The following is a 26259-nucleotide window of genomic DNA, read 5'->3' on the forward strand; positions in this document are numbered from 1 at the left end:
GGCGGCGGACGGAACCAGCCCCTGACACCGTGTCGTCGGAGAAGTTCCGCACCCTCAAACCGGCGTTTGTGAGTGGTGACGAACACCTGCCGGTCCCACAGCGCTCCGACACAACCTCACCGGTGCCTGACATCCCAGCTCGGCGGCCCCCCTTCAACGATCATGCCGATCCGTTCGAACCCCCTGCGGCGTCGGCGCCGTGGTCTCACCGCCGCCGAACGTCGTGCCGAGGGCGTCGCCGCCAGGCCTGCGCGGGCCCCGCCGGCCAGCCACCCGATGGGGAGAATGACGACCCTTTCGACAGCAGCGGGGGAGCCGGTCGCGGCGGCGGGACATGTCGGGTCCGTCGCACATGGTCGCGGGCCCGACCAAAATGGTCGGGCCCGCCTCGGGTACCCCGGTGGTCAGGCAACCGTTAGCGTCACCTGCCCCATGGCGGACCGTGCTCCGCCGCGGGCGGCACGGATCCGCCGGCGTCGCTCGGCCGCCGCGGCAAGATCTTCCCGCACCCGCGGTGAGGTCATCTCGCTGAGGAAGCCGGCGGCGAGCGCGTCGGCGACGCGGGCGTCAATGCGCTCGACACGGCGCCGCAGCGTGTCGACCTCCACGCCGAGGCGGGCGGCGATGGGTTCGATGGCGCGTCGGCCCAGCCGCAGGTCGATGTAGGGCTGCTCGTCACACGCGTCGACAATGCCCAGCTCGACAGCGCGGCGTATGAGGAGATCCGGATGCCCATAGGGCCGCTTCGGGGTGCGCGAGCCGGTGAGGTGTTCGAGGTCGTCCACCGGCACGGCCTCGGCGCCGTCGCGCCGGCGCAGCTCATGGCCCGCCCGCCAGGCTGCCATGCACAGCGCCGCATATGGGGCCGGCTTGGCCAGGTCGACCCGATCGCGTAGGGCGGCAAGGAAGCCGGTGAGGATCTCGGCGTCCAGGTCGTAGGCGTCGCCGGCCCAGCCGGTGTGAAGCCGGCCGGCGTAGCGGCGTAGTGCGGGCATCGCCAGGGCGACCGCGGCGATGACCCAGGCGGGCCCGTCGAGGCGGGCGCGGCGGATCAGCTCCCGCCAGACGACGTCACGCACCGTGTAGGCGCGCGAATGGTCCAGCAGCCACTGCCGCAATGCCGGCAGCGCGATGACACCGCCGGGCAGACCGGCGCCATCGCCGAGCTGGCTGGCCAAAGGGTTGAGGTCCAATGACAACGGGTCGGGGTCGCAGGTCAGGTCCGCGAACGCGATGTCCACGGCGTCCAGGGGCGAGTCGGGCCAGTCCTTGGCGGAGGCGGTCATGTCACGAACTCCCATGTCGGAGACGAACGTCGATGACGAGCCAGAGCGGTGCAGCCGGCGCGCCTGACCACAAGTGCGCCACCTGAGCCTCACGGACCCCTGACAACGCCGGCCAGCAGGCATAGGACATCAGCTCGACGCCATCCCTCCTCCCGGGTAGCCGGTTTGCCAGCGATCGGCGTCAACGTGCGGCGTCGTTCTGGCAAACCCACATTGACCTGCGCGTTGACACGACAGGAGACGGCCGGCCTGGTCCACTGCGGCGGCTGACCGGTCAGAACGGGACACCTTCGGGCGGTCTTGACGACTCGTCCTTGTCGATCTCACAGAGCCTGACAGCGCCTCACGGCGAAACTCTGTCAGACCGCCACCGGCGGGATGCCCCGCCGATTGTCAAAATCCACCCCGACGCGACTGCGTCGCCGTGCCAGCTGACAAGGTCCGTCCGGCAGTCCACGACGGTTGGACAAGCCGACATCCGAAGGACAGACCGGAGCCGGTGTCCTCGGTGCCAACACGCGCAGGGTCGGACAGCGGTCTGCCACCGCAGGCCAGCGCCCGTGTCCTCGCCGGCACGTCGCTGTCACGGGCGAGGTGACGGTGGCCGGGGATGTCTGACAGACCTGAGTTGACCCTGGGCTCTGACACGCCCCTGACGCTGAGCCGGCCCAGGGTCCACGACATCCGCGAACGCGTCCCGGCCGGTCAGGACAAGCCGAAAAGCAGGAAGCAGCTGTCAGAACTTGGTGAGATCGGCAGGTGTTCGCCACAGGTCACAAACACCGGTTTGAGGGTGTCAGCGCACCACGGCGCGGCGTGGAGCCGACACCACATGAGCGAGCACACGCCGCAGCATCACAACCCGCGTCCCATCGTCAACACCGGCCCTGACGCCGAGGTCACCACGACACCAGCCGACGTGGTCCCCGGCAACCCGCCGGTACCGCTGACCGTTTGGCGCACCGCCTGGACCCCGGGCGACGCCGGACGCAGCATCGGCACTCGACTGGCCGGTCGCCTCGTCAGCGCCTACAGCCGCCCCGGTGAGGCGGTCGTGGACCTCACCGCCGACCACGCCCTCATCCAGGCCTGCGCGGCTGGGGCGCGCCGTCACCACCCGGCGTGGTTCACCGACGCGTCCAGCCTGATCATCGGCCCGAGCACGCCGGTCCCGCCTTCCGGCACCTCCCGGGGCGCGGAACTGGACGACGAGGACGACCTGCCCGAGATGAGCGCCTGGTTCGGTGACGATCTCACCGACCCGCAGCTGCACCCACCGGTCGACACGCCGGCCGACCGGCCACCCGGCAGCTCTTTGCAGGCAGCGACCAGTCTCGTGGTCGCCTGCTGGCCCCTGCACGCCAGCGCCGCCGCCAACCGGGTTCGGCTGGCGTGGCTGCTGAGTGCCTGCGCGGCGCTGCTGCAACCGGGCGGCTGCCTGATCCTCACCGTCGCCGTGTCGACTGGTACCACTGCCGGCCCGGAAGACTTCTCCGGCGTGGTCCAGGCCGCCGCCGGCGTCGGACTGGGCTACCTGCAGCATCTCGTCGCCGTCACGGCCGACACCGACGGGGACGCGTTCGTCTACCACGTCACCGACGAGGAACTACTCACCCTCACCACCACCCGGCGGTGGCAGATGGCGCACCTGCGAGTCCACGCGGACCTGATGGTCTTCAGCCAGGCCCACAACCAGCAGCAGGCCCCGCGCGAGGGCGGGCGTGAGGGTGGTGGTCGCCGTGGCTAAGCACCGCGCAGGCGCCGCCGCGCAGGAGCCCGACGGGCAGAGCACGCCGACTGCCTCCCCGAGCGCCAGCCCGATCGGACGTCATCGGGCTGCTCCCGGCCCGCAGGGCCTATCGGTATGGGCCACCGCCCAGGCCACCGGACCGGTCCAGCGCCGCGGCCGGTACGTACGCGAGTCGGTGCGGCATCCGGCGCGGATGCTCCCCGCGATCGCCGCGCACGCCGTCACCGCCTACACCAACCCCGGCGACCTCGTGCTCGACCCGATGTGCGGTATCGGAACCACCCTCATCGAGGCGATCCACGCCGGCCGCGACGCGATCGGAGTGGAGTACGAATCGCGCTGGTCCGACATCGCCGACGCCAACATCACGCACGCACACCACCAAGGCGCGACCGGCCGCGCCGGCGTCATCCGTGGCGACGCCACCAAAATCCTCTCGCTGATGCCGGCGGCCCTGACCGGCCAGGTCGCCCTCGTGGTCACCTCCCCGCCGTACGGACCCACCGTGCACGGCCTGGTCCGGCCCGGCGCCGACGGCGTGGCCAAGTTCGACAACGCCTACAACGACGGCACCGACCGTGGCAACCTCGCCTACCGCGACCTCACCGGCCTCACCGACGGGTTCACCCAAATCCTCGCCGGCTGCCACACACTCCTGCGCCCCGGCGGCGTCGTCGTCGTGACCGCCCGACCGTGGCGCAAGCACGGCGAACTGGTCGACCTGCCTAGCGCGGTCATCGGCGCCGGCAACCGAGCCGGCCTCACCCCCGTCGACCGGTGCGTGGCTTTGCTGGCCGCCGTCCGCGACGGCGGGCTCGTCGCACGGCCGTCGTTCTTCCAACTGCAGGCCGTACGCAAGGCCCGGGCCGCCGGCACCCCCATGCACCTGATCGCACACGAGGACGTCCTCGTCTTCGTCAAGAACCCGAACGATTCGCCCGCACCAGGCCCCCGTGCTGGCACCCAAGGGGCAGGGGTGGTCGCGTGAGTGCCCCCGCCCACCGCTACCCGACCTTCATGGCAGGAGCGCGGAGCCCCCATCCTCCGCAAGTGGCCGCTCGCGGTGGAACTCCGACGCTCGGCGCGGCGGAGGTGCGTGATTGACCACCGACCCGCACCGCGCATCGGATCGCTGTGCACCGGCTACGGCGGCCTCGACATGGCTGTCGAGCTGGTGCTCGGCGGCCAACTCACCTGGTACGCCGAAACCGACCGGCACGCCCGCATCGTCTGCGAATATCACTGGCCCGGCGTGCCGAACCTCGGTGACATCCGCACCGTCGACTGGACCCGCGTCGAGCCCGTCGACGTCCTCACCGCCGGGTTCCCGTGCCAGGACATCTCCAATGCCGGTAAGCGCGCCGGCATCACCGGGGAGCACTCCAGCCTGTGGCGTTCCGTCGCCGACGCCGTTCGCGTCCTTCGACCGCCGCTCGTGTTCGTGGAGAACGTCGCCGCCCTCCTGCGGCGAGGATTCGACGTCGTCGAAGCCGACCTGGCCGCGATCGGGTACGACACGAGCTGGCTATGCCTACGCGCGTCCGACATCGGCGCCGCCCATCGCCGCGACCGGCTGTTCCTGCTGGCCACACCCACCGCAGGGCCGGAAGGGGGTGCGGACGCTGCCGACACCGTGTGCCCGTGACGGCAAAGGCCCCGGCCATCAGCACGGCCTGCCCGACCTCATCGAACCGTCGGGCTCCACCCACGGCCTACTACCGACCGCCACCGCAGAGCACGTCGCTTGCACCGGTCAGCACGCGCCCACGCGCACCGATGGCGCACGGCTGCTGCCCACCCCCAGGGCGAGTGACACCGGCACGCCCGGGCGACGCGCGGGCGCCGGGTTCCGGCCCCCGCTGTCTCAGGTGCTGCTGCCCACCCCGCGGGCCAGCGACGGCGAGAAGGGCTGCCCTGGGCAGCGCGGCTCGCACGGAGACCTCACCCTTCCCTCCGCGGCGGTGCGTGTCCCGGCCCGGGTCCTGCCCACCCCGCGCGCGTCCGACGGGCGCGGCCCCGGGCACCACGGTGACGGCGGCGCGGACCTGCGCACCACCATCGCCGCCCTCGGGCAGCCCGACGAGCAGCGGTGGGGCGGCTACGCCCCTGCGGTCGCCCGCTGGGGGCTGCTACTCGGCCGCCCCGCACCCGAACCCACTCAAACCGGCCGGCACGGCAAGCCCGTCCTCGCGCCGCCGTTCGTGGAGTGGCTGATGGGCCTGCCCGAGCACTGGGTCACCGACCCCACCCTCGGGTTGCCCCGCACCACCGCGCTGCGGGTCCTCGGCAACGGCGTCGTCCCCGCCCAAGCGGCGAGCGCTCTGCGACTTCTGCTCTGCCAGCACACCTAGCTCCTAACAGCCCTCTGTGGCTCGTCGCGGCGTATCGACACACCGCCCGCGACGAGCCACCACCCGCTTTGTCCTGCGGCCAGAACTTCCGAGTTCGTGGGTCATCGATGTCTGTCAACCTGCGGCGGCGCGGCTGCCGATGCCTCAGCCTTCGAGCGGAATGTGCGAGGTACCGCCACCCGTCGCTCAGTCGACGATCGCCAAGTGACCAGCGGTCGGCACCGATGGGTGAGGTCTGATCGCGTACCACGGGCGCACCGATTGTTCCGTCGTCGAGGACGTCGATTGCTCACACGGCTCCGACCAGGCTATTCGAGTTCCCATTGGCCGCAGTGAGGTCCACCCAAGCACGGATCAGCTCTACCGGCCGGCGTCGCAGGGCGCGGCCCGCCTCGGGCACCGCGACCAGCGCGGGATCGGCTTACCCTTACCGTCCGAGCCGACGTTCGGCGCCAGCGCGGTGCCGAGAGTCCATGGGTGACTGCTGGAGGTGTCTCGTGCGGTGGATCCTGCAATGCAACCCAACCAAATGGCGCATCCATGATTTCATCGCCGATGGTCATGAGATCACCGCGTGGACGGCGACACGTCACCTCGGCGATATCCGTCCCGAGCAGGATGTTGCTCTCTGGCTGACTGGAAGCACCGGCGGGGTGGTAGCGGTGGGTCACACCACCGGTCCTCCCACATGGGCCGCAGAGGGGCGAGTCGACGATGGCTATTACGCCGAGCCGCCTGATCCTGACGCAGCCCGCTGGGTGATGCCGGTCCGGCTCACGCGGCGATTCTTGGACCAGCCGGTGCTACGCACTGCCCTCGCTGGCGATCAGGACTTCGCGGAAAGCGCGATACTCACGCGGCCGTGGTCTGGCAACCCGTTCCCTCTGACAGACCGACAGTGGCTGGCAGTCGTACGACACTCGTTCGGTAGAGGCGCCTCGGTGAACGGCCGGCTACCCGCCGAGGCGATGACCGGCGCGACCGACCTCCTACGCCGCTTGGTCGGTCGGCCGCTGACCACAGCCTCAGGCCGACTCAACACCGTCATCGAGGTACGCCCTCCACACGTCATAGTCAGCACCGAACGCAGCCCCAACGGCCAACCTGTACCGGTCGCCTGGGTCGACGATGCCTTCAGCCGCCTCCTGCGCGACGGGTGCGTTGAGCTTCACCCGCGCACCAGCACCTACCGGAGTGCGTTCATCGGAGCGGTACTGCTCACCCTGCCGGGTGCCCGCTCGTCCGGTAGCCCTCCCGTGATCACCCTCGACGCTCCACCGCAGCTCGACACCACAACCGGGGCATTCACCTTCGAAGGGGACCTCGAACGGTTTGGTATAGCCACTCATCGTGGCGAGCAAGCCCTGCTGCGCCAGCGCCTTTTCGCCTCAGCCACGGACGCCGACTGTGCAATCTGCGGGGAGACGTACCCGGTCCGCTTCCTGCGCGCCGCCCACATCAAGAAGCGCGCGGTCTGTACCGAACAAGAGGCACGCGACCTCGATCACATCGCCATGCCCGCATGCCTATTTGGGTGCGACGCCCTCTTCGAGGCTGGCTACATCGCTGTTGGCCCCACCGGTCATGTCATCGTTACCGGCGACCCGGGCAACACGGCCGCGCTAGGTCAACGGCTGGCAGAGCTGGCAGACCGACGAGTAGACGCTCACACGACCAGCAGCGCTGCTTATTTCGCATGGCACCGCGAAAATACCTTCCGCAGCTGACGCAGCAGTTCATCGGCGATGATCAGCGTCGGACGGCATCGGAAGCTGGGGCCGACGCCGCGATCGCCGTCCCTGGACTGGTAGAAGGCCTCCGGGGCCGCGTGTGCCGAGGTCGGAACTGCCGCTTGCGATTGAAGATCGCGCGCTACGGCACTGGCGTTTATGCAGGTCACCGTAGGCATGAGCCCGCAGCCCGCTGCTCTCACGCCGGCACGGTCGAAGGCGCCCTGACCCTAGGCCGGGGGATCGGCTACCGCGCCCAGCCTCCAGACAGCGAATATGCAGGCGGCGCGCAACGGCGGCTATTGCAGGATCGAGCGATCGCCGAGGGGTTAGCCACGCACGGCAAGCTCGGCCTCAACGTTGAGGTACCGAGTTTCGGCCAGTATGCGGCCGCCGTCCACCAAGCTGCGGTTGGCCCGCTAACGACGCATAGACACCCCTGGCCCACACCTGGAGCCTCGCCGAGGGGTCCGGATCGAGGGCCGCTTCGAAAGTCGAAGGCATCCCCCTGCTGAGCCGTCACTGCCTGCCTTGAATCAGCGCCGCAGCTCTCACCTTGCTGAGGCTCAGCGAGCCTCAGCAAGAATCGACCGGTTGATCGGTACGTCGCGCAAGAAGCGGTCTCGAAGGCGACCATCCAGCGTGGCTGCCTTCTCGAGCACCAGCGATCGGGCGAGGCGGAGTGAGTCGTCGGCGTCGCCATCGTGGCCCAGGGCACGCTGCACGGCCGCGTGCCGGTAGAGAATCTCCTCTGCCACAACCGCGGCGAGCCGCCATCCTGCATCCCGCAGATGTTCCGTCGCACGTTCGCTGAACTGCAAAGCCCGCTGACTGTCACCGCGGCTGAGATGCCACTGCCCGAGCAATGAGAGGGTGACGATTTCGCTACGCCGCATGCCGGTGCGTTGGGTTTCATCAAGGCAGTCCCGCAGTACGTTGCCAGCGAGTTCGTCGTACGCCGGATCGGCGTCGACCATGCTCAAGAGGCTCGCCGCGTACAGGTTCGCGACCAGCGGTGCCAGGTTCGCCTGCCAGGTCACCGCTGCCTCAGCCTGCGCGTCCCTCAGCTGGCGTAGTCCCGAGGCGTCCCTGCGGTCTTGCACACGGCGGGCCCCAAGGTAGGCCAGGTTGACGGCATGCCAACCGTCCGGCTCTCCTTCATCGCGAGATCCGACCGCCTCGGTCAGGCACTGTTCGGCCTCGGTGTAGTTGCCGATCCCAGCCTCTACCTGTGCCAGATAGTTGAGACCGATCGGCAGCAGTCCCAGATTGGGGCGCTGCTGCACTTGCGGGATGGTGGCCCGTAACCGGGCCAAGGCAGCACCCAGCTCGCCTGCGTCGTAGAGGTTGACACCGATCTGTAATGCGACCATGTGGCGGGCGCGCTGGACGACTGGATCCTCGGACTGTCGCACGGAGTCGTCCTCGGAGGCAGCAGCCTCTGCACGGGCCAGGACTGCCAAGCCGCCCTCCACGTCAGTCTTGGGCAGCTGCCGTCCGTACTCGCACCCCGCCAACAGGATGCTAACCGCGTCGCCGCTCTTCAGCGCCTCGTGCCATGCCTCCCGCAGCAGAGGGAGTGCGGCCGGAACTCCTTGTGTATACAGCAGCACTTTGCCGTGCAAGTACTGGGCGCGGATCCGTAGGTTGGCGTCCCCGGAGCCCTCTGCCGCCCGCACCGCCTCCGTTGACAAAGCCTCCAGGCGCACGGTCCCGTCTGGTTCCGGTCTGGTCCGCCAGCTCAGCTCGCTGGCCGTCAGTAAGAGCTCGACGAGCTGGGCTCGGAGCCGGCACGTTTCCTCGTCCACTGGGGCGCGCCGAACACACTCGAGGCCCTGTTCGGCGATCTTGACAACCTCGGGTGCTGACGCACCGGTCTGAGAGAGCCGGCACGCGACAAAGTGCGCTACCCGACCGGCCGCAGGCCAGTCCCGCCCCAAGCGGTGATGTCGCACAAGCTCAAGCGCCAAATCCTGCGTCAGATCTCGATGATCCTCCGAGTACTCATGCAAGACCCGCCCGATCAGCCGATGCCGATCCCGCCGTTGCCACTCGCTCTGGTCTCGATACAGAGCCTCCTGCACCAGGTCATGCTCGAAGAGGTAGCGGTCGGCCTCCAGCCGATCGTCCCACGAGGTTGACGGAAGCGGGTGCAGCAGCCCTGTGTCCCTGGCTAGCCGGTGCAGCCGATCCGCGACCTCGTCACGATCAATCTTGAGAACTCTTGCCACGATGCTGCTGTGAAACTCCCGGCCCTCGACCGCTCCAACCGCCAACATTCGGCGGTCGTCGTCGCTGAGGCGGCTCAGCCGTGCGGCCACCATCAGCCGTACCTGCTCGGCCAACTGGATGCCCTCGAGATGCGGTGCGACCAGGTCGCTCGGTAGGTGGTCAGGGGTTGGCGGCAGCGCCAGCTGTCGCCGATTGCTGAGGAAGTGCCGAAGCAGGAGCGGATGCCCGCCGGTGCGCCGGGCAAGCTCTACGGGTGCTACGTCAGCCGCGGACATCCGCTCGGCGTATTCGGCGACGGCCGACACCGGCAGGCCCCGTAGCCGTATTCGCTGAGCGAGCCCGGTGACGACGAGGTCATCCACGAGTAGGCGCGCCGCTTGATTCGCCACGAGTTCGTCGTCGCGACCGGCGAGGACGAAGAGAACCCGCTGATCTTCGGCCGCCCTGGCGAGATATGACAGCACTGAACACGAGCTTTCATCAATCCGATGGAAGTCATCGATGGAGATGACCGCAGGGAACCTCTCCTTGATGAGGTGTAGAAGCCCATCCGCCATCGCCCTGGCAGCGGTGTGGTTCTCGACCAGCGGAGCGCCGGGCACCGGGCCGGAGAGGGTCTCCGCGACCATCTTCAGAGTCGACCCCACTCCCGGAACCAACGTCAAAAGTTCTGGCCAACGCTGCTTCACCGCCTCACCTGACCGTCGCAATAGTCGCCTCCTCTTCGGCCGGTCGCGATCGATCAGCCAGGCCAGGTCAATGAGTGGTCCGTACGCCTCCAACTGCCCCACCTGAACGTGGCACCCTACAGACAGGAAGTCAGCCGGGGTGCCTGCCTCCTGGATGTGTCGGAGCAGGGCACTCTTACCGATGCCAGCCGGACCCTCGATGATCAGGAAACCGCCATGGCCGCCGCACGCGCGATCAACTAGCGCGCGGACTGCGGAATGCTCGTCTTCTCGGCCGACGAACAGCTCAGCGGGCATCGGACCTCCCGACAGCGATCACCATCATGGTATTTCGATCCTGGCAGAAGGCCTCCACATACCTCCGGATGTCGAAAGTTCGGAAGATCCCCGACCCCGTCGGCGCGAAGGCCCTCCATCAGCTCGGCGTCGGCCGACCTAGCGGTGACGCGGCTTCAAATTGCCTGCTCTTCCCGGCTTCGTTCATCAAGCTCGCGTTGGTACCAGAGTCCGGCGAGGAAGGCCGCCAGTGCACCGAGCACGGCCGAGCCGATACCGCCAGCGAGCCGAACCTGCCCCGTACCTATCCACGAGGCGAGCAGCGCGACCGTGGCGAGTACCGCGCAGACGATCGCCGCCGCCAGCAGGGCTCGTCCCGAGCGCGGCACGTTCAGTACCAAGCCGGCGGGTCGCCGCTGTACAACCAGCACGTCCTCAAGCTTCATATCCGGCTCAACCTCGAAGCCAGCCCGCCTCAGCGCCTGAACGCAGCGGCCTATCGTCCCTGGCTTCTTCGGATAGCCGCAGTACGAGACGTAAAACGGCTTCGGTCCGTCGCCGCTGGCGCCCTCGACCGCAAAGCCGTCCAGATGGCGCTCGCCGACGTCACGAAACCCAGCCCTGCGGAGCACACGCCGTACGGCCTCAGCGTCGCGGTCCCGTGAGGACCACAACGGCCGTTCACCTTTGCCATACCCATACCTTGGCTCATCCATAAATTTCACTGTATCGACACACGGAGTGGTGCTGTGCCACGCTCCGACCAGCTATCGCTGGTGGCGCCACAACATTCGGGCTGGCGACCTCTTCGGCGGGCTCGAGCGAGTAGATGTCGGAACGGTCAAGGGGGTGTTCAGATGGTCGGGGGTGCCACGGTTGCGATGGCAGGGTTTCCGTGGATGTTGCCGTCGGCGCAGGGCCATGGGCCGGCGGCGAGCGGTGCCAGGCCGGTGTCGCGGAAGATGAGCAGCTCGTTGTCGAGTGCGAACGCGATGGTTGCGTCCTGGAGGAGAAAGGTTCTGCTCATGACGGTTCGGTCGTCATCGGTGCGGAACAGTTCGTGCTGGTCCAGGTTCGCGTCGACGGCCAGGAGTTTGCCGTCGCGCCAGAACACTGCGGTGCCCGTGGCGTCGAGCGCGGGATAGCTGGTGTAGTAGCCGGACAGGGGTGGGCCGTCGCGCATTGATCCGTCGGGGTTGAGAACCCGGAACCGTGACCGGGAGGGCAGCCTGTTCTCCGATTCCGGGCCGCGGATGGTGCCGTGCTGGTCGATGAGCATCTGGCCGTGGCTGGGCCATGTGTGGGTTGGCTGGCCGTCAGGGCCGTAGAGGGTGCTGGAGAACGCCCCGTAGCCCTGGGCGCCGACGAGGAAACGGCCATGGCCGGCGATGGCCTTGTGGTGGTAGGGGCCGGGCTCTGTGGTGGAGATGATGTTTCCGGTGTCGGTGTCGAGGATGGTGCACTTTCCGATGCCGCTGCCTGCGTCACTGATCCCGGCGAGGATGCGGTCGCCGGCCACGAGCAGCGGTTGCCGGTGATCCGCCCGTAGGGTGGATGGCCTCCACTCTTTCTTGGGTTGGACGTGCCATTCGGTCGCTACGCTGGCTTCGACGACGCCGGAGAAGGAGACCGTCTCGAGGGGCAGGGGCGTGGACCACATGGTGCTGCCGGTGTCGCTGTGGCGGGCCAGGCGCGCGGTGCGGCCGTGGGGAAGCCGCTGGCGTGGCGTGGTCGGTAGCCACAGGACGCAGAAGCCGTCCGGCATCCGGACGACTGCTCCCGCGTGCTCGCCCGGTTCCTGCTGCGGGGTCACTTCGTGCAGCACCGAGCCCTCGGCGCCGACGCCGGTGAGTGTGAACACGGGCGGGCTGGCACCGTCCTGGTGGGTTACCCACACGGTCCCGTCCGCGTCGACGCGGGGTGGGAACGGATGGCCTGCGAACGTGCGTTGCCAGAGCACGGCTCCGCTCAGATCGACCGCGGTAAGGACCGTGGTGTACAGGTTGCGGGTGCTCGGACTGCGGCCCGCATAACTGGTCAGATAGATCGGCCCGTCTCGGTCCGCGGCCGCCAGGCCCCAGACTTGCCCAGGCAACCCGACGATCGCGGGTTCCTTCGGCATGCCACCTCCCCAGTCATGCGCTCCTGGATCATGCCTACACCAGATCGGCGCCGTGTCGTCAGTCGCCCCGCGGGGCGTGTCAGCAGCCGCAGCGCACTATTTAGGGTTTGGTTGTGCCAGACCTGTCGACGTCGAGGGGTCGAAGCGGCTCTTGGCGGCGGCCTGTTGAATGTTGCCCAGGCCCTTAAGGTGGTGCCGTTGCTGGTCTTAACGCTGTCGGGCCGCGCCCGGAGGCTGGTCTGGATCGGGGTCAGATGGTCGGGGCATCTCCGGGCCGCTGGCGCTCATGCGCAGCAGCGTCTCGATGCGGGTGACCCGGAAATGGCGCCCCAGCGCGGTGACGTCGTCGACGGGATTGGTATCGATGGTGTCGGCGGTTTGCTGGTAGGCGGCTGTCTGGTCGTCGGTCAGCCTCAGCAGGCGCGGTTCGATGTGGCGCAGGCCGAAGGCAATCTCGTCGCGGGCCAGCTGCGGTGTGGCCACCGCACGACTGTAGGGCCGCCACGACCCTGCTACAGATTCGGCTGCGGCGTAGCGGGTCGGCAGGATGACCCCGACTGGGTGAGAGGCGACGGCGTCGACGCTCTCGGCGTACACGGTGGCGGGCACCTGGGAGCGGGGGTAGTGCGCGGTCGTCAGCTCTGCCCGCAGCATCGCCTCACTCGGCCCGGTCGCCTCGCCTGGGTCGATGACGATCTCTGGGGTGAGGAAACTGTCGTGGTCCTCGGCGTCGCGGGGGTCGCGGTCGGTGGGTCGGGGCGGTTCAGGCCCGTCCGGGCCGAACCGCGCGAACGTGTCCACCCGCACGACGCGGTGCACGCGACCGTTGATCACCACCTCGTTCACCTTTTCCCGGTCTAGGACGCCGAGCGCGGTGGTCAACTCCGCAGCCAGCAGGGGGTCGGTGGTCTCGTCGAGCTGCTCCATGAGGTGGTGCGCAAGCGCGTCCCGCGCGGCCTGCGGCGTGTCCGACACAACGGCATATACCTGCCACCGCCCGCGATCTACCTGCACGGCGTGACCGAACAGTGGGGCGCCAATGCGGTCCATCGGGTAGGCCGCCGTTCGCCGTACCGCGTCGTCCTCGGCCACCGCGCCGACTGGGTCTGCGGGCTGCTGCACCCGCAGGATTACCGGCGGCTGCACTTCGTCGGCACTCATGCCACGGATTGTGCGACGGCTCGATAGCCTGTGTCACGAGGGCGCGCCTTCACCGCAGCGGCGTCATCGGTGCCGCGCGCCGCCGTTCAGCTGGGAAGCTCTTCGGCGTGCCCGAAGTCGCCCTCGGCCTAGCCAATTGCTGATGTAGTGGAGAGTTTTCGCATTATGCCTCCGAACAATCGCGGTGCGCGGCTTGACTCATGCCTTCGAATTCGGTACGAGGAAATGAGGGCCGACGAATCCGACATGGACTCGGCCGGTGGCCCCGTCGGTATCATCGTAGAAGTAGATTCTTGGGGCTAGGGCGCCGCCTCCCTCGCTGACCTTCAGGTGCGCCTCCATGAACACTCGCGGTCCGAGCCCGGCCTGCGGGTCGACCTCGAACATCCGCGACTCAGCGTGTCGGCCGTTACGCAATGTTTCCGACTCCCGCATTGCGAGTCGCTTGCTGCTGGCAGGCCAGCTAAAGGCCTCTCCACGCTCGCACCAGGACCAGAAGTTCCCGCCCGCCCCAGCCTGCTTCGCTTGTGCGTAAGCGGCTAGGGCCTGTAGCCCACGCCAGGCCGAGTTGCCTAGAGCGAATGCGTTCGGGCTGGTGTCGATGCCTTGCAGTTCTCGGGCTGCGCTTGGAGCGATCGTTAGCCAAGCGCTCAGGTGCGTCCGTGCCGCGGCAACCGCCTCGGATACGTCTTGAACGGTCTCCGGCCGATCGGTGTCGCCCACGTTTTCCTGGGCCTGCGAGGTGCCCCAGTACAGGTCGACGAGGCCCTGTGCCTCCAGCGCCCGTCTGAGTCGCTCCAGGTGGCCGTTCGCCCTGGCAAGCTCCCTCTGGACGTCGGCGAGCTCATCATGGGCAAGGTCGACCTCGAACTGGAGCTCCTCGCGGACCTGCTCCGCTAGCGTTTGGTCGACTGAGTCTCGGTCGTCCCCGGTAAAGACCCGCAACTCGGCCGGGACCCGGCGCCGAGTGGACAGCTGCGCCACTGCGTACACGATTCGGTCAGCAGCTGCGGCTCCGCTAGCTCCGCCAAGTGCAGCTGATGGCACATACCGGTGTCGCCAACCGTCTGCCTCTGTTTCGACTGGTGCGGGCACGTACGTCCGCACCGCGCCGTTCCAGACTGCTAGTGGGCCAAGCTTCGCCTTGAACGCTGCGGTTGCGGTCTCGTCAAGCACGATTACCGTGGCGATGCCGCGCGTACGCTGCGCGATCCGCCGTGCACGCTCCTGCCAAAGGGGGTCGGTGCCGCCGGCTGGAGCGGATACCACGATGAACGGAAGGGTTCGATCGGCCGAGCGCAGCAAGTCGACTAGAACGGCGACCTCAGTTGCGGTGACGGCCACGACGTCAGTGACAATGTTGTTCACGCCGAGAGCTGGCCTGCCGGGCAGGGCAAGTAGGTCGTTGACCAGACGGGGACCACCGACCGCGACCCGTTGCGTGGGGTCGTCGGTCTCCATGTCGACATCGATCCAGACGTGAACGGCGGTGTCGGTGGCGAGGGCGCGCATCGTGACGGACCAGACGGCCGACGGACGCTCGTCTCGCGAACGTGCCTCTACGCCATACCCGCTGTCATTGTCGAGGAGTCGTACGGTGACAACCTTCCCGTCCACGAGGGTCTCGCCTTCAGGAAGCGTCGTCGCTTTAGGATTATCAAGGGCCCATCGGCTGAAATACTCCAAAGCCAGGTCAATCACGGCATGCCGGTCGGGCTCGGTCGTGTCTTTCCATACAGTGCGATACAGCAGGCTCATCGTCCGCTCCGACCATCCGAGGAGTAACTGTGGGCTAACTCGACAGGTGTCGCTCATGATCGCGCGGACAGAGGATACTGCGGCAGCGCGAGGCGTCTGTGGGCGCCGTGTTCCGCTTAGGAGCCTGGCCGCCGTTGCCCTCTCCGCAGCCCGAACGGTGGTATGAGGTTCTGTCGCTACTCGACAGTTTGAGGTTATTCACCCGAATGGTCCTCCCTAGGAGCAGACGCATGCGACCTCGAACTTATAGACCGGACTAGCTGTTGTCGGCAGGCTGAGCCGGTGTGGTGGCTGGTAATCGATCACAGTGGCACAGACCTCGTCGACGGCGAGGAGGTAAGCCTGGACCTGTTCATCCGCTAAAAACCATGAGTATCGGTCTTGACAATCACGACTCCATCGATGATGGCGACGAGCTGTGGGTCTTCGAGCGCACATTCCGCCGAGCCTCGGGCCCGGCCCGAGCCGCATGCAGTCCATACCGGTCGGGCCGCCGTTGGTGGCTCGATGTGACGATGGACCTGACGGTCACCAAGGAGCTGCATAAAGTCCAGTTCGCCCAGCGAGCGGATGTTCCGCTACGAGCCCTGTCGGTACGGCGAGAAAGATCCCTCGCAGGTACGTATGCACCTCAGCGGTGTGTCAATGATGCGTAACCACCTGCAGAATCTCACGCGCTCGTGTACCTGACACTTGTCCCGGCTTACGGCACTGAACTAAGGGCCTTACCGCAGACCAGGCCACCCCCGGAACTAACCCCGGCCGTCTGGCGTTGCCGCGGAGACCTCCGACCACGAGCGGACCGCCAAGCTTCTGCGCGGACAGTTGGAGAAGCTCCGATCCCACCCCCAACGCGGTGGCCAGCTCGTCCTCTGTGGTGCGCCTTCGGCGGACCCGAAGGCGTCAGCGTCGGCACCCTGCGAAGGCCGTAGGGCGGCGTCTGTGAAAGCCGAGTGATGTGCGCGCCTTCAGACGTGTACTTGAGGCGTACCGCGATGCCGCCGAGCGGACCTCAGTGCGGTGGGGAGCTGCCGCGCGTACGCGTCCGGACACTCGTCGCGGCTCAATGGGCACTTGGGAGGACTGGTCAGAGTGGTTCCCACAGGTGGCGGCGTTTCCACCTGTCGTCGCCGGCTCGGAACTCCTGCAGGAGCCGCAGGGCTGCTTCGCCGTCGGTGGTCTGGCAGCGGAAGTGTCGGTCGATGGAGCCTTCCTGATATTCCAGTGCGTATGTCCCGGCGGGTACTCCGGCAGCGTCGCCGTAGCCAACCTGGACGAACCATCCGTCGGCGCTTTCGAGGATCACGTAGCGGTTGTGCTTGCCGACCTTGCCGATGATCCATCCCAAGCGGCCCGCGTCGGGGTCGGGCATCGTCGGCAGGCTCTGCGACGAGAGCGTAAAGAGCGCTGCGTGGCCGGGAGCGTTCGGGTTGACGACGTGGTAGCCCGGTTCGTAACAGATCAGGCCGTGATCGGCGGCGAGCGTCAGGACGGCGGTGCCGACCTCGTCGGCTCGCGACCAGACGCACGAGACGGTCAGAATCGCGTCGGACCGCTCGGGAGTCATGCTCCACGCTCCGAGCCGGTCGACGTCATCATCGCCGAGACTCTCCAGCGGCGGGAAGCGATCGAGCAGTGCGTCGTAGAACCGCCCTACGGCGGGATGCGCGGCGAACACTTCTTGTGCGCCGTCGCCCCAGCGCTCCAGCTTTGCTCGCGCCTCGGCGGCAGTGACTGGTTGGTCCTCGTGCCAGACGTACAGGTCAAAACTCACCGCAACCCCAAGTGCCTCAGCCAGACCGGCGACGACAGCGTAGGTCCCGCTAGCGTGCCCGAGAACCCCCGCCCGGATCTGTCGCCGACGGTGATTGCAACTGACAGCGTGGCCAGCAGTACCGACACCTCCTCGAGGTCGAGGTCAGGTAGGTTGGCCTCGGGCGTCCGGGTCTGAGGGCCAGATCATTGGTGGGCGCTGGACTGCGTCCCGTCGAGTTCCTCTCGGCGCCAGTAGGTAGGGGAGTTGCTGCAGAGCTGGCAGGCGAGGACCAGCGGCTGACCGGCTCGTCCGGGCGGTTTGTTACCGCAGCAGAAGGGCAGGGTTCTCGCCTCGGACGTTCCGGCCTGCGTGGCGTCGGGACCGTATCGCCGTTCGCAGGCGCGTTTTGCCGTCTCGTCGCGCCGGGGGTCGCTTGCGGTTTCGGCGAGCTCGACGGTCCCGCCCCGTTCGCCGGCGACCGTGCTGTGAGCATCGGCAGGGATCCAGCTAACGCGGTCGCGGTGCCGGTAGGGCAGCCAGGCCCCGTGCAAGATGCCTTCGAGTAGGTGGTCGAGGTGAAGGCGGGGGCCACAGGGAAATATGGCGGTTGTGGCGGCCTTTTGCCGGCTGTAGCCGTGCGGGTTGAGCGTCGGGTAGAGGTGCAACCGGCCGCACGGCATGGTCTTGCGGGTGGACGGGCACCGGGTGGTGCCCGTCCACAGGTCCGCCCAGCCGCACCGTTGCGTCTCGAACGTGATGGCACCCGCGCCGACCTCCAGGCGGGTCTCGGACAGGTACATGCGGTGGTCGTCGAGGGCCGGTACGGACAGGTGTGGCACCGGGTGCAGGAACGCGATGTCGTCGGCGCCGCGGTCGGTGGTCCACACCACCCGGTCTCCGGCCCTGCGGAGCGCTCGTTGTCGGGCCCGGATAGTCCGAGGGGTTTCCTTAGAGTGCTGGATCTCCCCGGCGACCGTTAGGACCGGGCCGATGGCCAGGACGTCCGGTCGGCGGCGGGCGCGTGGCCGCCACACTTCAACCTCCACCGTGCCGCCGGCGGACTCCCATGTGCGGGCCTTGCGCTCTTTGAGCGCCTTGTGGGTGTCGGTTTCGGGCTGGTGTTCCGGGTGCGGGGAACGGCCGTCCTCGTGTCGGAATACCGGGCCGTGCCGGCCTTCTACGAAGGTCAGCCACACCGGCGTGCGGGGCAGCCCTCTTTGGGACTGGTAGCGCATGCAGAGCAGGCAAAGCAGTTTCTTACCACCGATGCCGTGGGGGCGGTCGTTGGCCAGCCGCTCGCGCAGATCGGGTTGGTCGGGGTGCCCCCAGAGCGTGAGTCGCGGCTGCAACTCGATCGCGGCCGGCACGTAGAACACACCGTCGTTGAAGGCGAGCGGGTCGAGGTGTTCCCAGACTGGTCGGTTCACGGGTCCCCCTAAGCGGTGATCCTGCTCGCAGCCGACGGAGGCAACGGGTTACACGTTAGCTACCAAGGGTAGCTCCCATCGAGGATGGTCGTCGTGCTGACCGCTCTGACCTCAACAGCGCTATCGCCTGTCTCGTCGGGCTCGCCGCTCGGATGACGACCGTGACCGGTTGCTGCGGGCGGTGGGGGCTGTTTGCTCACTGACCGCCTACCGATCGGCGTGAGCGGCGACGCTCCGCCCCTACCGCTCGGAGCGGTGACGCCGCTGCGTTCGTCGTGCCCGAGCAGGTCCTCGAGAAGCCGAAGCAGTTCACGATGGTACTAAGCGAGTTTGAGGCAGCCGCTGGTCCCGCCGTTCGGTCGCGACGCCGTCGCCGCTGGCCGGCAGCAGACCGGGCGGCGTGAGCGGCGCCGTTGGCTGGCCGTCCCAGTCGAGGCACTGTGGTACGGACTGGTCGGGGCGCGACGGGAATATTGGTGGGGCAAGGATCGATCGAGGGTGACCGTGAGCAGGTGGCGTTGGTCAAACAACGAACGGACGTCAGGTCACCCTGTGGTGATTGGTCGGCGGAGGCAATTCTTGCAGGTTCGGGTCAAGATGAAGGGTCTCGATGGAAGGAGAGCCCTGTGCCCCGAGGAGCGCCGCGAGTTCGAGCTGTCGCGGCGCGCCGCCGTCCGCGTCGCTCGGTGGCGCCGCCTTCAGCCGTCAGCGGTCGGGTGCAGACGTGGCTGGCTGTCGTCTCGTCGGTGCTCACCCTGCTGGCTCTCGGAATCGCCTTCTGGACGCTTCGAGATCAGCAAGAGATCAACCGGTCGCAATTGAAGATCAACCAGGCGCAATTGGGGTTAGCCAAGATTGAGAATGAGCGGTACGAGCAGCGGTACGCCGCCCGGGTGTCCTTTTGGTACGCGGACCGAGCGCCTGATGAGGTGAACACTTATCCCACTTTCGTAATCTACAACCGGTCGCCTGTGCCGATCATGCGCATCCATTTCGAGATGGCCCAGGTGAGCGTGAAGCCGACCCCGCACGTCCTCTACGGCGGCAATCTCAACGCCCCGCCGTGCTCGATACTGACAGTGCGGGTTTTGTACGACGACTACACCAGCCAACCGACGGCCCCGGCGCACGACCGGCCGATGAGCATGCGGTTCCTTGACACCGTCGGCTGGTGGCGTATCACGACGGTGGACAGCATTCAGTTCGGGGCGGTACGGGCGCCCGTTCCGCTCGACGAGGGGGACAGGCCACCGATTCAGATCGATCCCGCCTTCGCGCTGCGGGAGATTCCCGGGACGCGGCAGGAAGCTCCCGATTGTGGCGAGGGCGGCTAGCAGACGACGCTTATGTGGCTGGCTGTTGCCGGTGACGGTAGAGCAGCATGGCGGCGGCTTCAGCTTTGGCGTGTTAGACGTCGAGTTCGACGATGACGGAGGTGTAGACGTCGGTCATGGCGGCGGAGGAGTGGCCCAGAAGTTCTGGATATCTTTGAGGTCGGCGCCAGCGGCTTCGAGGTAGGTGGCGGCGCAGTACCGCAGGTCGTGCGGTGAAGCGTTGCGGGTGAGATTGCCGGAGTCCGCCGAAGTTTCGTCTCTCGAGACACCGATCCCACAGGCAACGTCCTGAGCTGGCCCTCTAAGCTGAGACCTCTTCGGCGGATCCGAAGGAGTCAAACGTCAGAAGCGGGTCAAGCGGTTGGCCCAACGGGGCCGGGGTTGCAGCACCGGGATGGCGGAGACTCGCCTGGATAACCGCCGTCTGGGCAGGGCCACGGGCCTTAGCTCCGGAGCAACGCCGTGCAGCAGTGGCTAGTCAAGAGATCTGTCGCAAACCCTACGGCCGTCGATGTCTTGTTTAGCTGGCACCGCCTAGCCGCGATGATGACGAGGTGAGCCGTCGACGCTGGTTTCGCCTTATGCGTTGGACGGCCGCGCTGTGCGCGCTTGCCGCCTTGACGCTCATCGGCACGTGGTTGGACTGGTGGAGCGTCCTGGTCGGGCACCGTGTTGCGGCCTGGAACTGGATCGAGCGGGTCAGCTGGTTCGTCGCGATCGGATCGGGCGTCGCCGCAGCTGTGGCGTCGATCTCGGCAAGACGGCGGGATCATGGTCCACCGGGAGCAAGCAACGCTCCGATGATCGCGGACACGGTTTTCATCACTGCGGGCGAGGCGTACGCGATGCCGAGGATCGTCGGCGGGGTCGCGGCATCGATCCCGGGACGGCGGGCATCGAGCGGCGATGGTGCGGACCCGATCAACCAGGTGAACGAACGCGACCGGCTGGTGGCGGCGCTGAAGACCGACAGGTCGAGCGTCATCCTGGTGCACGGTCGGGCCGGTGGTGGAAAGACGACGCTGGTGCGGTGGGTGTTACGCGAGACCGGGCTGGCGCGGGAGCTACGCGAGCACGACCTCTCTGCGGGGCCACCGCTCGATGTCAGGGCCCTGTTAGACGACATTGCGCTCGGTACAGCGGTCGGACAACGACGACGGCCGGGCGAAGATCTGCTTAGCCGACTGGAAGCGGCAATGCAGGCATCGGACCACGATCCGGTGACCATCCTGGTCCAGAACGCCCAGCGTCTGGTCGATCCGGACCAGTACTCCGTCACCAGCCTGGAGCTGAACGAAGCGTTTGAAATTCTCTCCGGTGGGCTGCGTCGGGTCAAGGTGATCTTGGAGCTGCGCGATGTCCCGGTCGCGTCGACGGCTGCCGGCTGGTTCAAGGACGCTCCGCGCATTGGAATCGACGGCCTTCCGCCGCAGGAATTCGGCACGTATGTAGAGCAGCTCGACGCCGCCGACCGGTTGGGTCTGTCGAGCCTGGCCCGCACTGAACCCGACCTGCTCTACCACGTGTTGCAGGGCGTTCCCCGGCTGGCACAACTCTTCCGCACCGTGCTCACGTTGGCAGGGCGCAGGCTTGAGGCCCGCGAGCTGGCCGAGCTGCTGGCGCGGGAGGCGCCGTCGGCACGGGCAGGCCGGCTTTCTCAGGTGCTGGTCGAATGGCTCAGCGACGAGCAGCGGTTGGTCGTCATCGCGCTCGCGGCGTACCGCGTGCCGGTGGCCGCCGAGCAAGTGAGCGGACTCCTCGCGGACGAAACAGCCGCCGGACGGGTGGCCGTGGTGCTCCCGGAACTCGTCGACAGCACCGTCATAACCGCCGTCGGTCACCGATACCACCTGTTGTCGCCAGAGGTCTACGACGAACTGGCGCGGCGCCCTGACGGACCTGCGCGGCTGCTACCTGCTGCCGCCGACCTGCTATCCCGGCGCCGGCGGCCGATCAAGAGCGTCAAGCGGATAGAGGACTTGGACCTCCACTTCGCGGAGCTCGACATTCGGATCCGGGCCGAGCTGTGGCTATCGGCGTACTCCTTGATCAACGAGATGGAGAGGGCACTTTCACGGTGGCAAGCTGGCCACTTGGTGCTGCCGGCTCGCGAGGCACTGGCCGACAACCTGGGCAAACCCTTCCGCGAGATGCAAAACGACAATGCTCTCGGCTGTATCTACCTGTCTCGGGGCCGAATCGACGATGCGCGGACCGCGTTCGAGTCCGCGGTGCAGCATGCGAGTCGTGCCACGTGGCGACACGGCCGGCGCAAGTTGTTCATCAATCTCGCTGCGGCGCACTGGGAGGCAGGTGACGCGGCCCGAGCCGGGGAGTACTACCTGAGCGCCCTCGGAATGGCGGAGGAGGAGTACGACGCGCTGGACCAAGCAGCCGCGTTGTCGGGTCTTGCAAAGTGCCTGCGTAGGCGCGGAGCGTACCCGGAGGCGATTCGCCGCGGCCGCGCGGCACTGTCGCTGGCTCGCAACGGCGGGCACTCGTCCGCGGTCGACATCGCCATCAGTCTGGCGAGGTGGCATTCGGAGCTACGGGAGGTGAATGAGGCCGACCGCCTAATGGGTATCGCGGACGAGGCGGCCCGCGAGCACCCGGAGGATCCCTCGCTGCGGGTACGGTGCCTCGACGCGCGGGCCGACCTGCTGCTCGAAACCGGATATCTAGGTGAGGCAGCGAGAATCGCACATGAGGCTGTCACATGGGCCCGTGAACTCCAGGATCCGGTGACGGTTCTACAGGCGCGAACAACCCTCACCATGGTGTTCCTGAGAAACGGGCATCCCGAGCAGGCGAGGCGTGAGATCCAGGGCGCCAATCGATACCGCCTCGCCAATCGATCCCTCGTGGTGCTGGCGTTGCAGGCGTTGACCGCGTTCGTGACCGACTCGGAGACGGAGGCTCGGTCGCTCTTCCGGGATCTGCAACGGGAGGCGGTCAAGCGCCACACGCGTGATGGACGCGACTTCGCCGCCTGGGACTTCGAAGGGCTCGCTATCGTCGGTCAGCGGGTGGGCTCCGGCAAATCGCTCGACCCAGCCGTGGAGGCGTTTCGGCGGGCTCGCGATGTGACTCCGGTGCCGCCGCCGGTTCTCAGGGACCGCCTGAAGTTCATGCTGGAGTTGCTGCGAGTGAATGCCGCGCCGGGCGAGTTCGACGCTGTGCTCGCGACTGCCTCCGGTACCGAACCGCGGTTTGAACCGTCCTAGACGCTGCTCACCCGCGAGCCGGCAACCGTAGCCATCCGTTCGTCTGGGCGACCATCAACGCCTCCACTCGGCCCCTCACGCCCATCTCCCGATAGAGCGCGCGCAGCAGCCGAAACATCGCGCGCTCGGAGTATCCGACTTGCTCGGCCAACTGTGCGACGGTCTGGCCAGCCGCCAGCGCACGAAGCCAGGAGAGCTGTTCGGTGGACACGGCCAGGGATCGGCTGCCGGGCACTTCACCACCGGCGGCGAAGGCGGCCACCACAGCGGCGGGCAGGACGGACTGGCCGTCCATCAGCGCCGCTGCCGCTCGCCGCATCGTCTCGGGCGAAGCGTTGCGCATGAGTACAGAACGGGCTCCGGCGCGAACCGCGCGAACCCCCGCTGCGGCTGAGTCCTCGTCGAGCATGACCACCACGGAGCACGTGGCTGAGTCGATCTGGTGCAACCGCTCCAGCATGTCCCAGTCGTCCTCGTTGCGCACGGTCAGGATCACGATGGCTTCCTGGGCTTGGAGGGCCCACGCCACGACGTCGGTCGGGGTCTGCACCTCTCGGCCGTCAGCGGCGAGAGCAGCCACTGCGCCGTCGCGGAACAACGGCAGCGGGTCGACGACCGCGATCTGGACGGCTACCAGTTACGTTTCCCTTCTCGTGTACGCCCTGCTCACATATAGCGGATCATCCCCAGCGTAGGCAGCCGCCGGCCGGATCAAAATGCGCATCGCCAGCGCCACACCGACGACTCGGACGCGTCAGTCGTGCGTCAGCATCCCGCCACGATCAGTCATGGAGCCGCAGCGGTTGGCATCCGTACCGTCGAAACCACACGCCCTCTTCCTTGGAGGCCCCGTGGTCCATGACGATGACATGCGCAGCGCGCAAACCATCTGGATCTCAGCAGACGATGAGCCCATCGAGATAATCTCCCCCGATGACGAGGAGACCTCCGAGCTGATTCTCGATACCGCGCTGGACAACCCGCACTGGGATCGGCTGACCATTTTCGAGTACCTGGTCCGTACCGGCAACGACGTCCTAGAGGAGGAAGTGAACTACGTGCTCTGGGTGCGCGAGTTGGACAACCTCTTCCTGCGGTAGCGGCGCCATGATGAAGGGCGGACTGGTCGGGGGCACTGTTCGGCACCGGGCAACGCCTTCACCCCAGTTACGAGACATCCCTTAGGAAGCCGATCCCACGGGCAATGCGCTGTCAGCAGCGCGTCCTCCGATGCTCGATCCACCTGGGTCGTCGAGCCGGGAGGGCAACGCTACTTCGAGCCGAGCAAACCCCTCTTGAGCCTCTCCCCGCCCTGGGGCGACGCCTGGACCGCGCAGGCCAAATGAGAGCCACACGACCAGCGTGGGCAGCCGAAAAGTGAGCGACAGCCCGGGCGCCTCGACCGAAGCCTGGCCGGGCCACGGTCGCAGGTCAATGAAACAAGTAGTCGAAGAGAGTGCGTCTGCGTCTCGGCGATAAGCCGCGGTTAGCCGATATCCCAGGACGCGAGGTGAGTCCTGCAATGCAGGCATTGGAATAGATACGCGGTGGGCTCACCGTTGCGGTCGAGCCGGTGCAGGAACTCTTCGGTTTCCTCGGGTGACCAGCCCAGTTGCCGGTGGCTCGCCCGAAGCATGTTCAGGGCCTCCGGATGAGGTTCGACATCGCGGTAGCCAGCCGGGCCGAGAAAAGCCGCGCCATCGCCGCAGTGGTAGAGCCATGACTCTTGCTGCCAACCGGTGAAGCCAGGGGTCCGGCGAGTGATCTCCTCGATGACGTGGTGCGGCACGTCGTCAGGCACGTCGATCGCGTCACTGAACTCGGCAGGCATGTCCAGAATGTCGCTGCCATCCGTGGCGACGGCAACGACGCCGAGTGCCCTGGAAGCCTCCCCGGAGTAGATGCAGTGCAGGCAAAGAGTCTCGGGTTGTCCGCCATAGATCGGTCCCCGGTAGCGAATTTGCCGAAGTTGCCCGCAGATGCTGCATTCGTGCTCAATCCGCATCGCCGAGCCCGTGGCCAAGGGATCAGGGTGGTATCGAAACACCGGCTCGGTCACGAATTCATGATGCCAACTGTTGGTCACAGCCCCGACAGGGCTGCTGGTCCTACCACCTCGCGCACGCTTCAAGCCCGGTCGGAGGACCGCCGATCTGGTGGGTTCGATGCCCGTCGGCGCCCTGTTTTGCCACGACCCGCGGTCTATCTGTGGGGACTCAGCCTCGTCAGACGGCGACGGGGCTGATGAGACTGTCATTGGTCCTCTGTGCTGAACCGCTGCCGGCGAAGCCAACGTCCGCCTGCCGCCGTCGCCAGCCTGAACGCTGTGGGAGGGACGCGGGTGCGGACGACTGGGATCATGGGCCGATGATGCATTCGTTCCATCTCGCGTTGCTTCCGCCGGCCTTGACCTTGCGCACACTGCGTCGCAGGCCTCGGGCGGCTGGGCTGCGGCACGCCGAATGCCTCGCGCTCATGCGACTCGGCTCCCCGGCGTTGTCGGTGGAACGGATGCAGCTGCGACGCCTTGCGATGTTCGCCGAATGGGACGACGAATCGGCGTTGGAGCGGTTCCTCGCAGACGACGATCTAGGGCGGCAGCTCGACGACGGATGGCATGTGCGACTGCAGTACCTGCGGCGTTACGGCGAGGTGGCCGCCCTCGCCGGCCTGCCGGTGCAGGCGGGCCGGTGGGATCCGCAGGAGCCTATCGTGGCCGTCACCCTCGCCCGGCTCAAGGTGCTCGAACTACCCCGGTTCCTGAAGTGGGGGCGGCCCGTCGAACGCTTGGTCGCCGGTCACCCCGGCACCACGTTCGCCACCGCAGCGGTACGCCCGCCCCACACGTTTTCCACCTTCACGATCTGGCGCAGCGTCCGCGAGATGACCGACATGGTCCACGGCCGCAGCGCCGTCCCACAGGCCCATACACACACCGTCGCCATGGCTGAACAGCATCGCCGGGACTTCCACCACGAATCCGCGTTCATGCGGTTCCGCCCTCTGTCCGAACACGGCACCTGGGAGGGGCGCACCCTTCTCCCCTGAGTGACTCGAGAACCACGCTTGATCAGATGCACACACATGCCGCTGGTCGCGCGGTCACGCCGAAGGTCGGGCGCCTTGCCGGGCAGACGCATATCGGTTGTGGCGCCCGTGCACC

General features: G+C 67.2%; 19 protein-coding genes. 9 read left to right on the forward strand and 10 right to left on the reverse strand.

All coding sequences use genetic code 11. The annotated features are described in order from the left end of the window. Nucleotides 1–404 precede the first annotated feature (404 nt). Nucleotides 405–1286 (reverse strand): hypothetical protein, encoded by an 882-nt coding sequence (locus tag AC3EN4_RS06395; RefSeq protein ID WP_435204979.1) that lies wholly within the window; start codon nt 1284–1286, stop codon nt 405–407. A gap of 832 nt (nt 1287–2118) precedes the next feature. Between AC3EN4_RS06395 and AC3EN4_RS06400 the strand changes: the two genes are divergently transcribed. The 5 genes from AC3EN4_RS06400 (at nt 2119) to AC3EN4_RS06420 (ending at nt 7114) form a co-directional block, all read left to right on the forward strand. Continuing rightward, nucleotides 2119–3033, forward strand: coding sequence for a hypothetical protein (locus tag AC3EN4_RS06400; protein WP_435204980.1), 915 nt, complete (start codon nt 2119–2121; stop codon nt 3031–3033). Further along, nucleotides 3017–4024, forward strand: a complete 1008-nt coding sequence (locus tag AC3EN4_RS06405; RefSeq protein ID WP_435204981.1) for a TRM11 family SAM-dependent methyltransferase — start codon at nt 3017–3019, stop codon at nt 4022–4024. The genes AC3EN4_RS06400 and AC3EN4_RS06405 overlap by 17 nt, the downstream gene beginning before the upstream one ends. 108 nt (nt 4025–4132) lie before the next feature. Further along, nucleotides 4133–4681 (forward strand): DNA cytosine methyltransferase, encoded by a 549-nt coding sequence (locus tag AC3EN4_RS06410; protein ID WP_435204982.1) that lies wholly within the window; start codon nt 4133–4135, stop codon nt 4679–4681. 223 nt (nt 4682–4904) lie between these two features. Continuing rightward, a complete protein-coding gene (locus AC3EN4_RS06415; protein WP_435204983.1) occupies nt 4905–5387 on the forward strand; it encodes a hypothetical protein in 483 nt (160 codons plus the stop codon). A 497-nt stretch (nt 5388–5884) separates the two neighbouring features. Then, a complete protein-coding gene (locus AC3EN4_RS06420) occupies nt 5885–7114 on the forward strand; it encodes an EVE domain-containing protein (protein WP_435204984.1) in 1230 nt (409 codons plus the stop codon). 569 nt (nt 7115–7683) lie between these two features. On the opposite strand, the gene AC3EN4_RS06425 is transcribed toward AC3EN4_RS06420, so the two are convergent. The 7 genes from AC3EN4_RS06425 to AC3EN4_RS06455 all read right to left on the reverse strand — a co-directional run bounded on the left by AC3EN4_RS06425 (nt 7684) and on the right by AC3EN4_RS06455 (nt 18487). Further along, the gene (locus tag AC3EN4_RS06425; RefSeq protein WP_435204985.1) at nt 7684–10335 is read right to left on the reverse strand and encodes an ATP-binding protein; all 2652 of its coding nucleotides are present in this window, start codon (nt 10333–10335) and stop codon (nt 7684–7686) included. A gap of 155 nt (nt 10336–10490) precedes the next feature. Next, nucleotides 10491–11030: a hypothetical protein gene (locus AC3EN4_RS06430; RefSeq protein WP_435204986.1), complete on the reverse strand. Its 540-nt coding sequence runs from the start codon at nt 11028–11030 to the stop codon at nt 10491–10493. Nucleotides 11031–11167: 137 nt separating this feature from the next. Next, nucleotides 11168–12436 carry a hypothetical protein gene (locus tag AC3EN4_RS06435; RefSeq protein WP_435204987.1) on the reverse strand — a complete coding sequence of 423 codons (1269 nt, stop codon included), beginning with the start codon at nt 12434–12436 and terminating at the stop codon, nt 11168–11170. A gap of 207 nt (nt 12437–12643) precedes the next feature. Then, the gene (locus tag AC3EN4_RS06440) at nt 12644–13597 is read right to left on the reverse strand and encodes a DUF5954 family protein (RefSeq protein ID WP_435204988.1); all 954 of its coding nucleotides are present in this window, start codon (nt 13595–13597) and stop codon (nt 12644–12646) included. 198 nt (nt 13598–13795) lie between these two features. Beyond that, nucleotides 13796–15355, reverse strand: a complete 1560-nt coding sequence (locus tag AC3EN4_RS06445; protein ID WP_435204989.1) for a hypothetical protein — start codon at nt 15353–15355, stop codon at nt 13796–13798. A 1087-nt stretch (nt 15356–16442) separates the two neighbouring features. After that, nucleotides 16443–17129: a hypothetical protein gene (locus AC3EN4_RS06450; RefSeq protein ID WP_435204990.1), complete on the reverse strand. Its 687-nt coding sequence runs from the start codon at nt 17127–17129 to the stop codon at nt 16443–16445. Nucleotides 17130–17314: 185 nt separating this feature from the next. Continuing rightward, on the reverse strand, nt 17315–18487 hold the full coding sequence (locus AC3EN4_RS06455; protein WP_435204991.1) for a competence protein CoiA family protein: 1173 nt from the start codon (nt 18485–18487) through the stop codon (nt 17315–17317). A 797-nt stretch (nt 18488–19284) separates the two neighbouring features. Here AC3EN4_RS06455 and AC3EN4_RS06460 point away from each other — a divergent pair. Together AC3EN4_RS06460 and AC3EN4_RS06465 are read left to right on the forward strand one after the other, a co-directional pair. Beyond that, complete coding sequence (locus tag AC3EN4_RS06460; RefSeq protein WP_435204992.1) at nt 19285–19872, forward strand: hypothetical protein; 588 nt, start codon at nt 19285–19287, stop codon at nt 19870–19872. Between the two features lie 554 nt (nt 19873–20426). After that, nucleotides 20427–23096 carry a tetratricopeptide repeat protein gene (locus AC3EN4_RS06465; RefSeq protein WP_435204993.1) on the forward strand — a complete coding sequence of 890 codons (2670 nt, stop codon included), beginning with the start codon at nt 20427–20429 and terminating at the stop codon, nt 23094–23096. Between the two features lie 7 nt (nt 23097–23103). On the opposite strand, the gene AC3EN4_RS06470 is transcribed toward AC3EN4_RS06465, so the two are convergent. Next, nucleotides 23104–23592: a helix-turn-helix domain-containing protein gene (locus AC3EN4_RS06470; RefSeq protein ID WP_435204994.1), complete on the reverse strand. Its 489-nt coding sequence runs from the start codon at nt 23590–23592 to the stop codon at nt 23104–23106. A 355-nt stretch (nt 23593–23947) separates the two neighbouring features. On the opposite strand from AC3EN4_RS06470, the gene AC3EN4_RS06475 reads away from it, so the two are divergent. Continuing rightward, nucleotides 23948–24196, forward strand: a complete 249-nt coding sequence (locus AC3EN4_RS06475; protein ID WP_435204995.1) for a hypothetical protein — start codon at nt 23948–23950, stop codon at nt 24194–24196. A gap of 386 nt (nt 24197–24582) precedes the next feature. Here AC3EN4_RS06475 and AC3EN4_RS06480 read toward each other — a convergent pair whose 3' ends face one another. After that, nucleotides 24583–25155, reverse strand: coding sequence for a CbrC family protein (locus tag AC3EN4_RS06480; RefSeq protein ID WP_435204996.1), 573 nt, complete (start codon nt 25153–25155; stop codon nt 24583–24585). Between the two features lie 308 nt (nt 25156–25463). On the opposite strand from AC3EN4_RS06480, the gene AC3EN4_RS06485 reads away from it, so the two are divergent. After that, a complete protein-coding gene (locus AC3EN4_RS06485) occupies nt 25464–26144 on the forward strand; it encodes a hypothetical protein (protein ID WP_282261504.1) in 681 nt (226 codons plus the stop codon). Nucleotides 26145–26259: the final 115 nt, after the last annotated feature.

It is taken from the genome of Micromonospora sp. bgisy143, from assembly GCF_057708145.1.

Bases quoted from the DNA above. Each gene is read 5' to 3' on its own strand.
- AC3EN4_RS06430 (WP_435204986.1), bottom strand. From the start codon at position 11,030: ATGGATGAGCCAAGGTATGGGTATGGCAAAGGTGAACGGCCGTTGTGG.
- AC3EN4_RS06435 (WP_435204987.1), bottom strand. From the start codon at position 12,436: ATGCCGAAGGAACCCGCGATCGTCGGGTTGCCTGGGCAAGTCTGGGGC.
- AC3EN4_RS06425 (WP_435204985.1), bottom strand. From the start codon at position 10,335: ATGCCCGCTGAGCTGTTCGTCGGCCGAGAAGACGAGCATTCCGCAGTC.
- AC3EN4_RS06485 (WP_282261504.1), top strand. From the start codon at position 25,464: ATGATGCATTCGTTCCATCTCGCGTTGCTTCCGCCGGCCTTGACCTTG.
- AC3EN4_RS06400 (WP_435204980.1), top strand. From the start codon at position 2,119: ATGAGCGAGCACACGCCGCAGCATCACAACCCGCGTCCCATCGTCAAC.
- AC3EN4_RS06395 (WP_435204979.1), bottom strand. From the start codon at position 1,286: ATGACCGCCTCCGCCAAGGACTGGCCCGACTCGCCCCTGGACGCCGTG.
- AC3EN4_RS06440 (WP_435204988.1), bottom strand. From the start codon at position 13,597: ATGAGTGCCGACGAAGTGCAGCCGCCGGTAATCCTGCGGGTGCAGCAG.
- AC3EN4_RS06445 (WP_435204989.1), bottom strand. From the start codon at position 15,355: ATGAGCCTGCTGTATCGCACTGTATGGAAAGACACGACCGAGCCCGAC.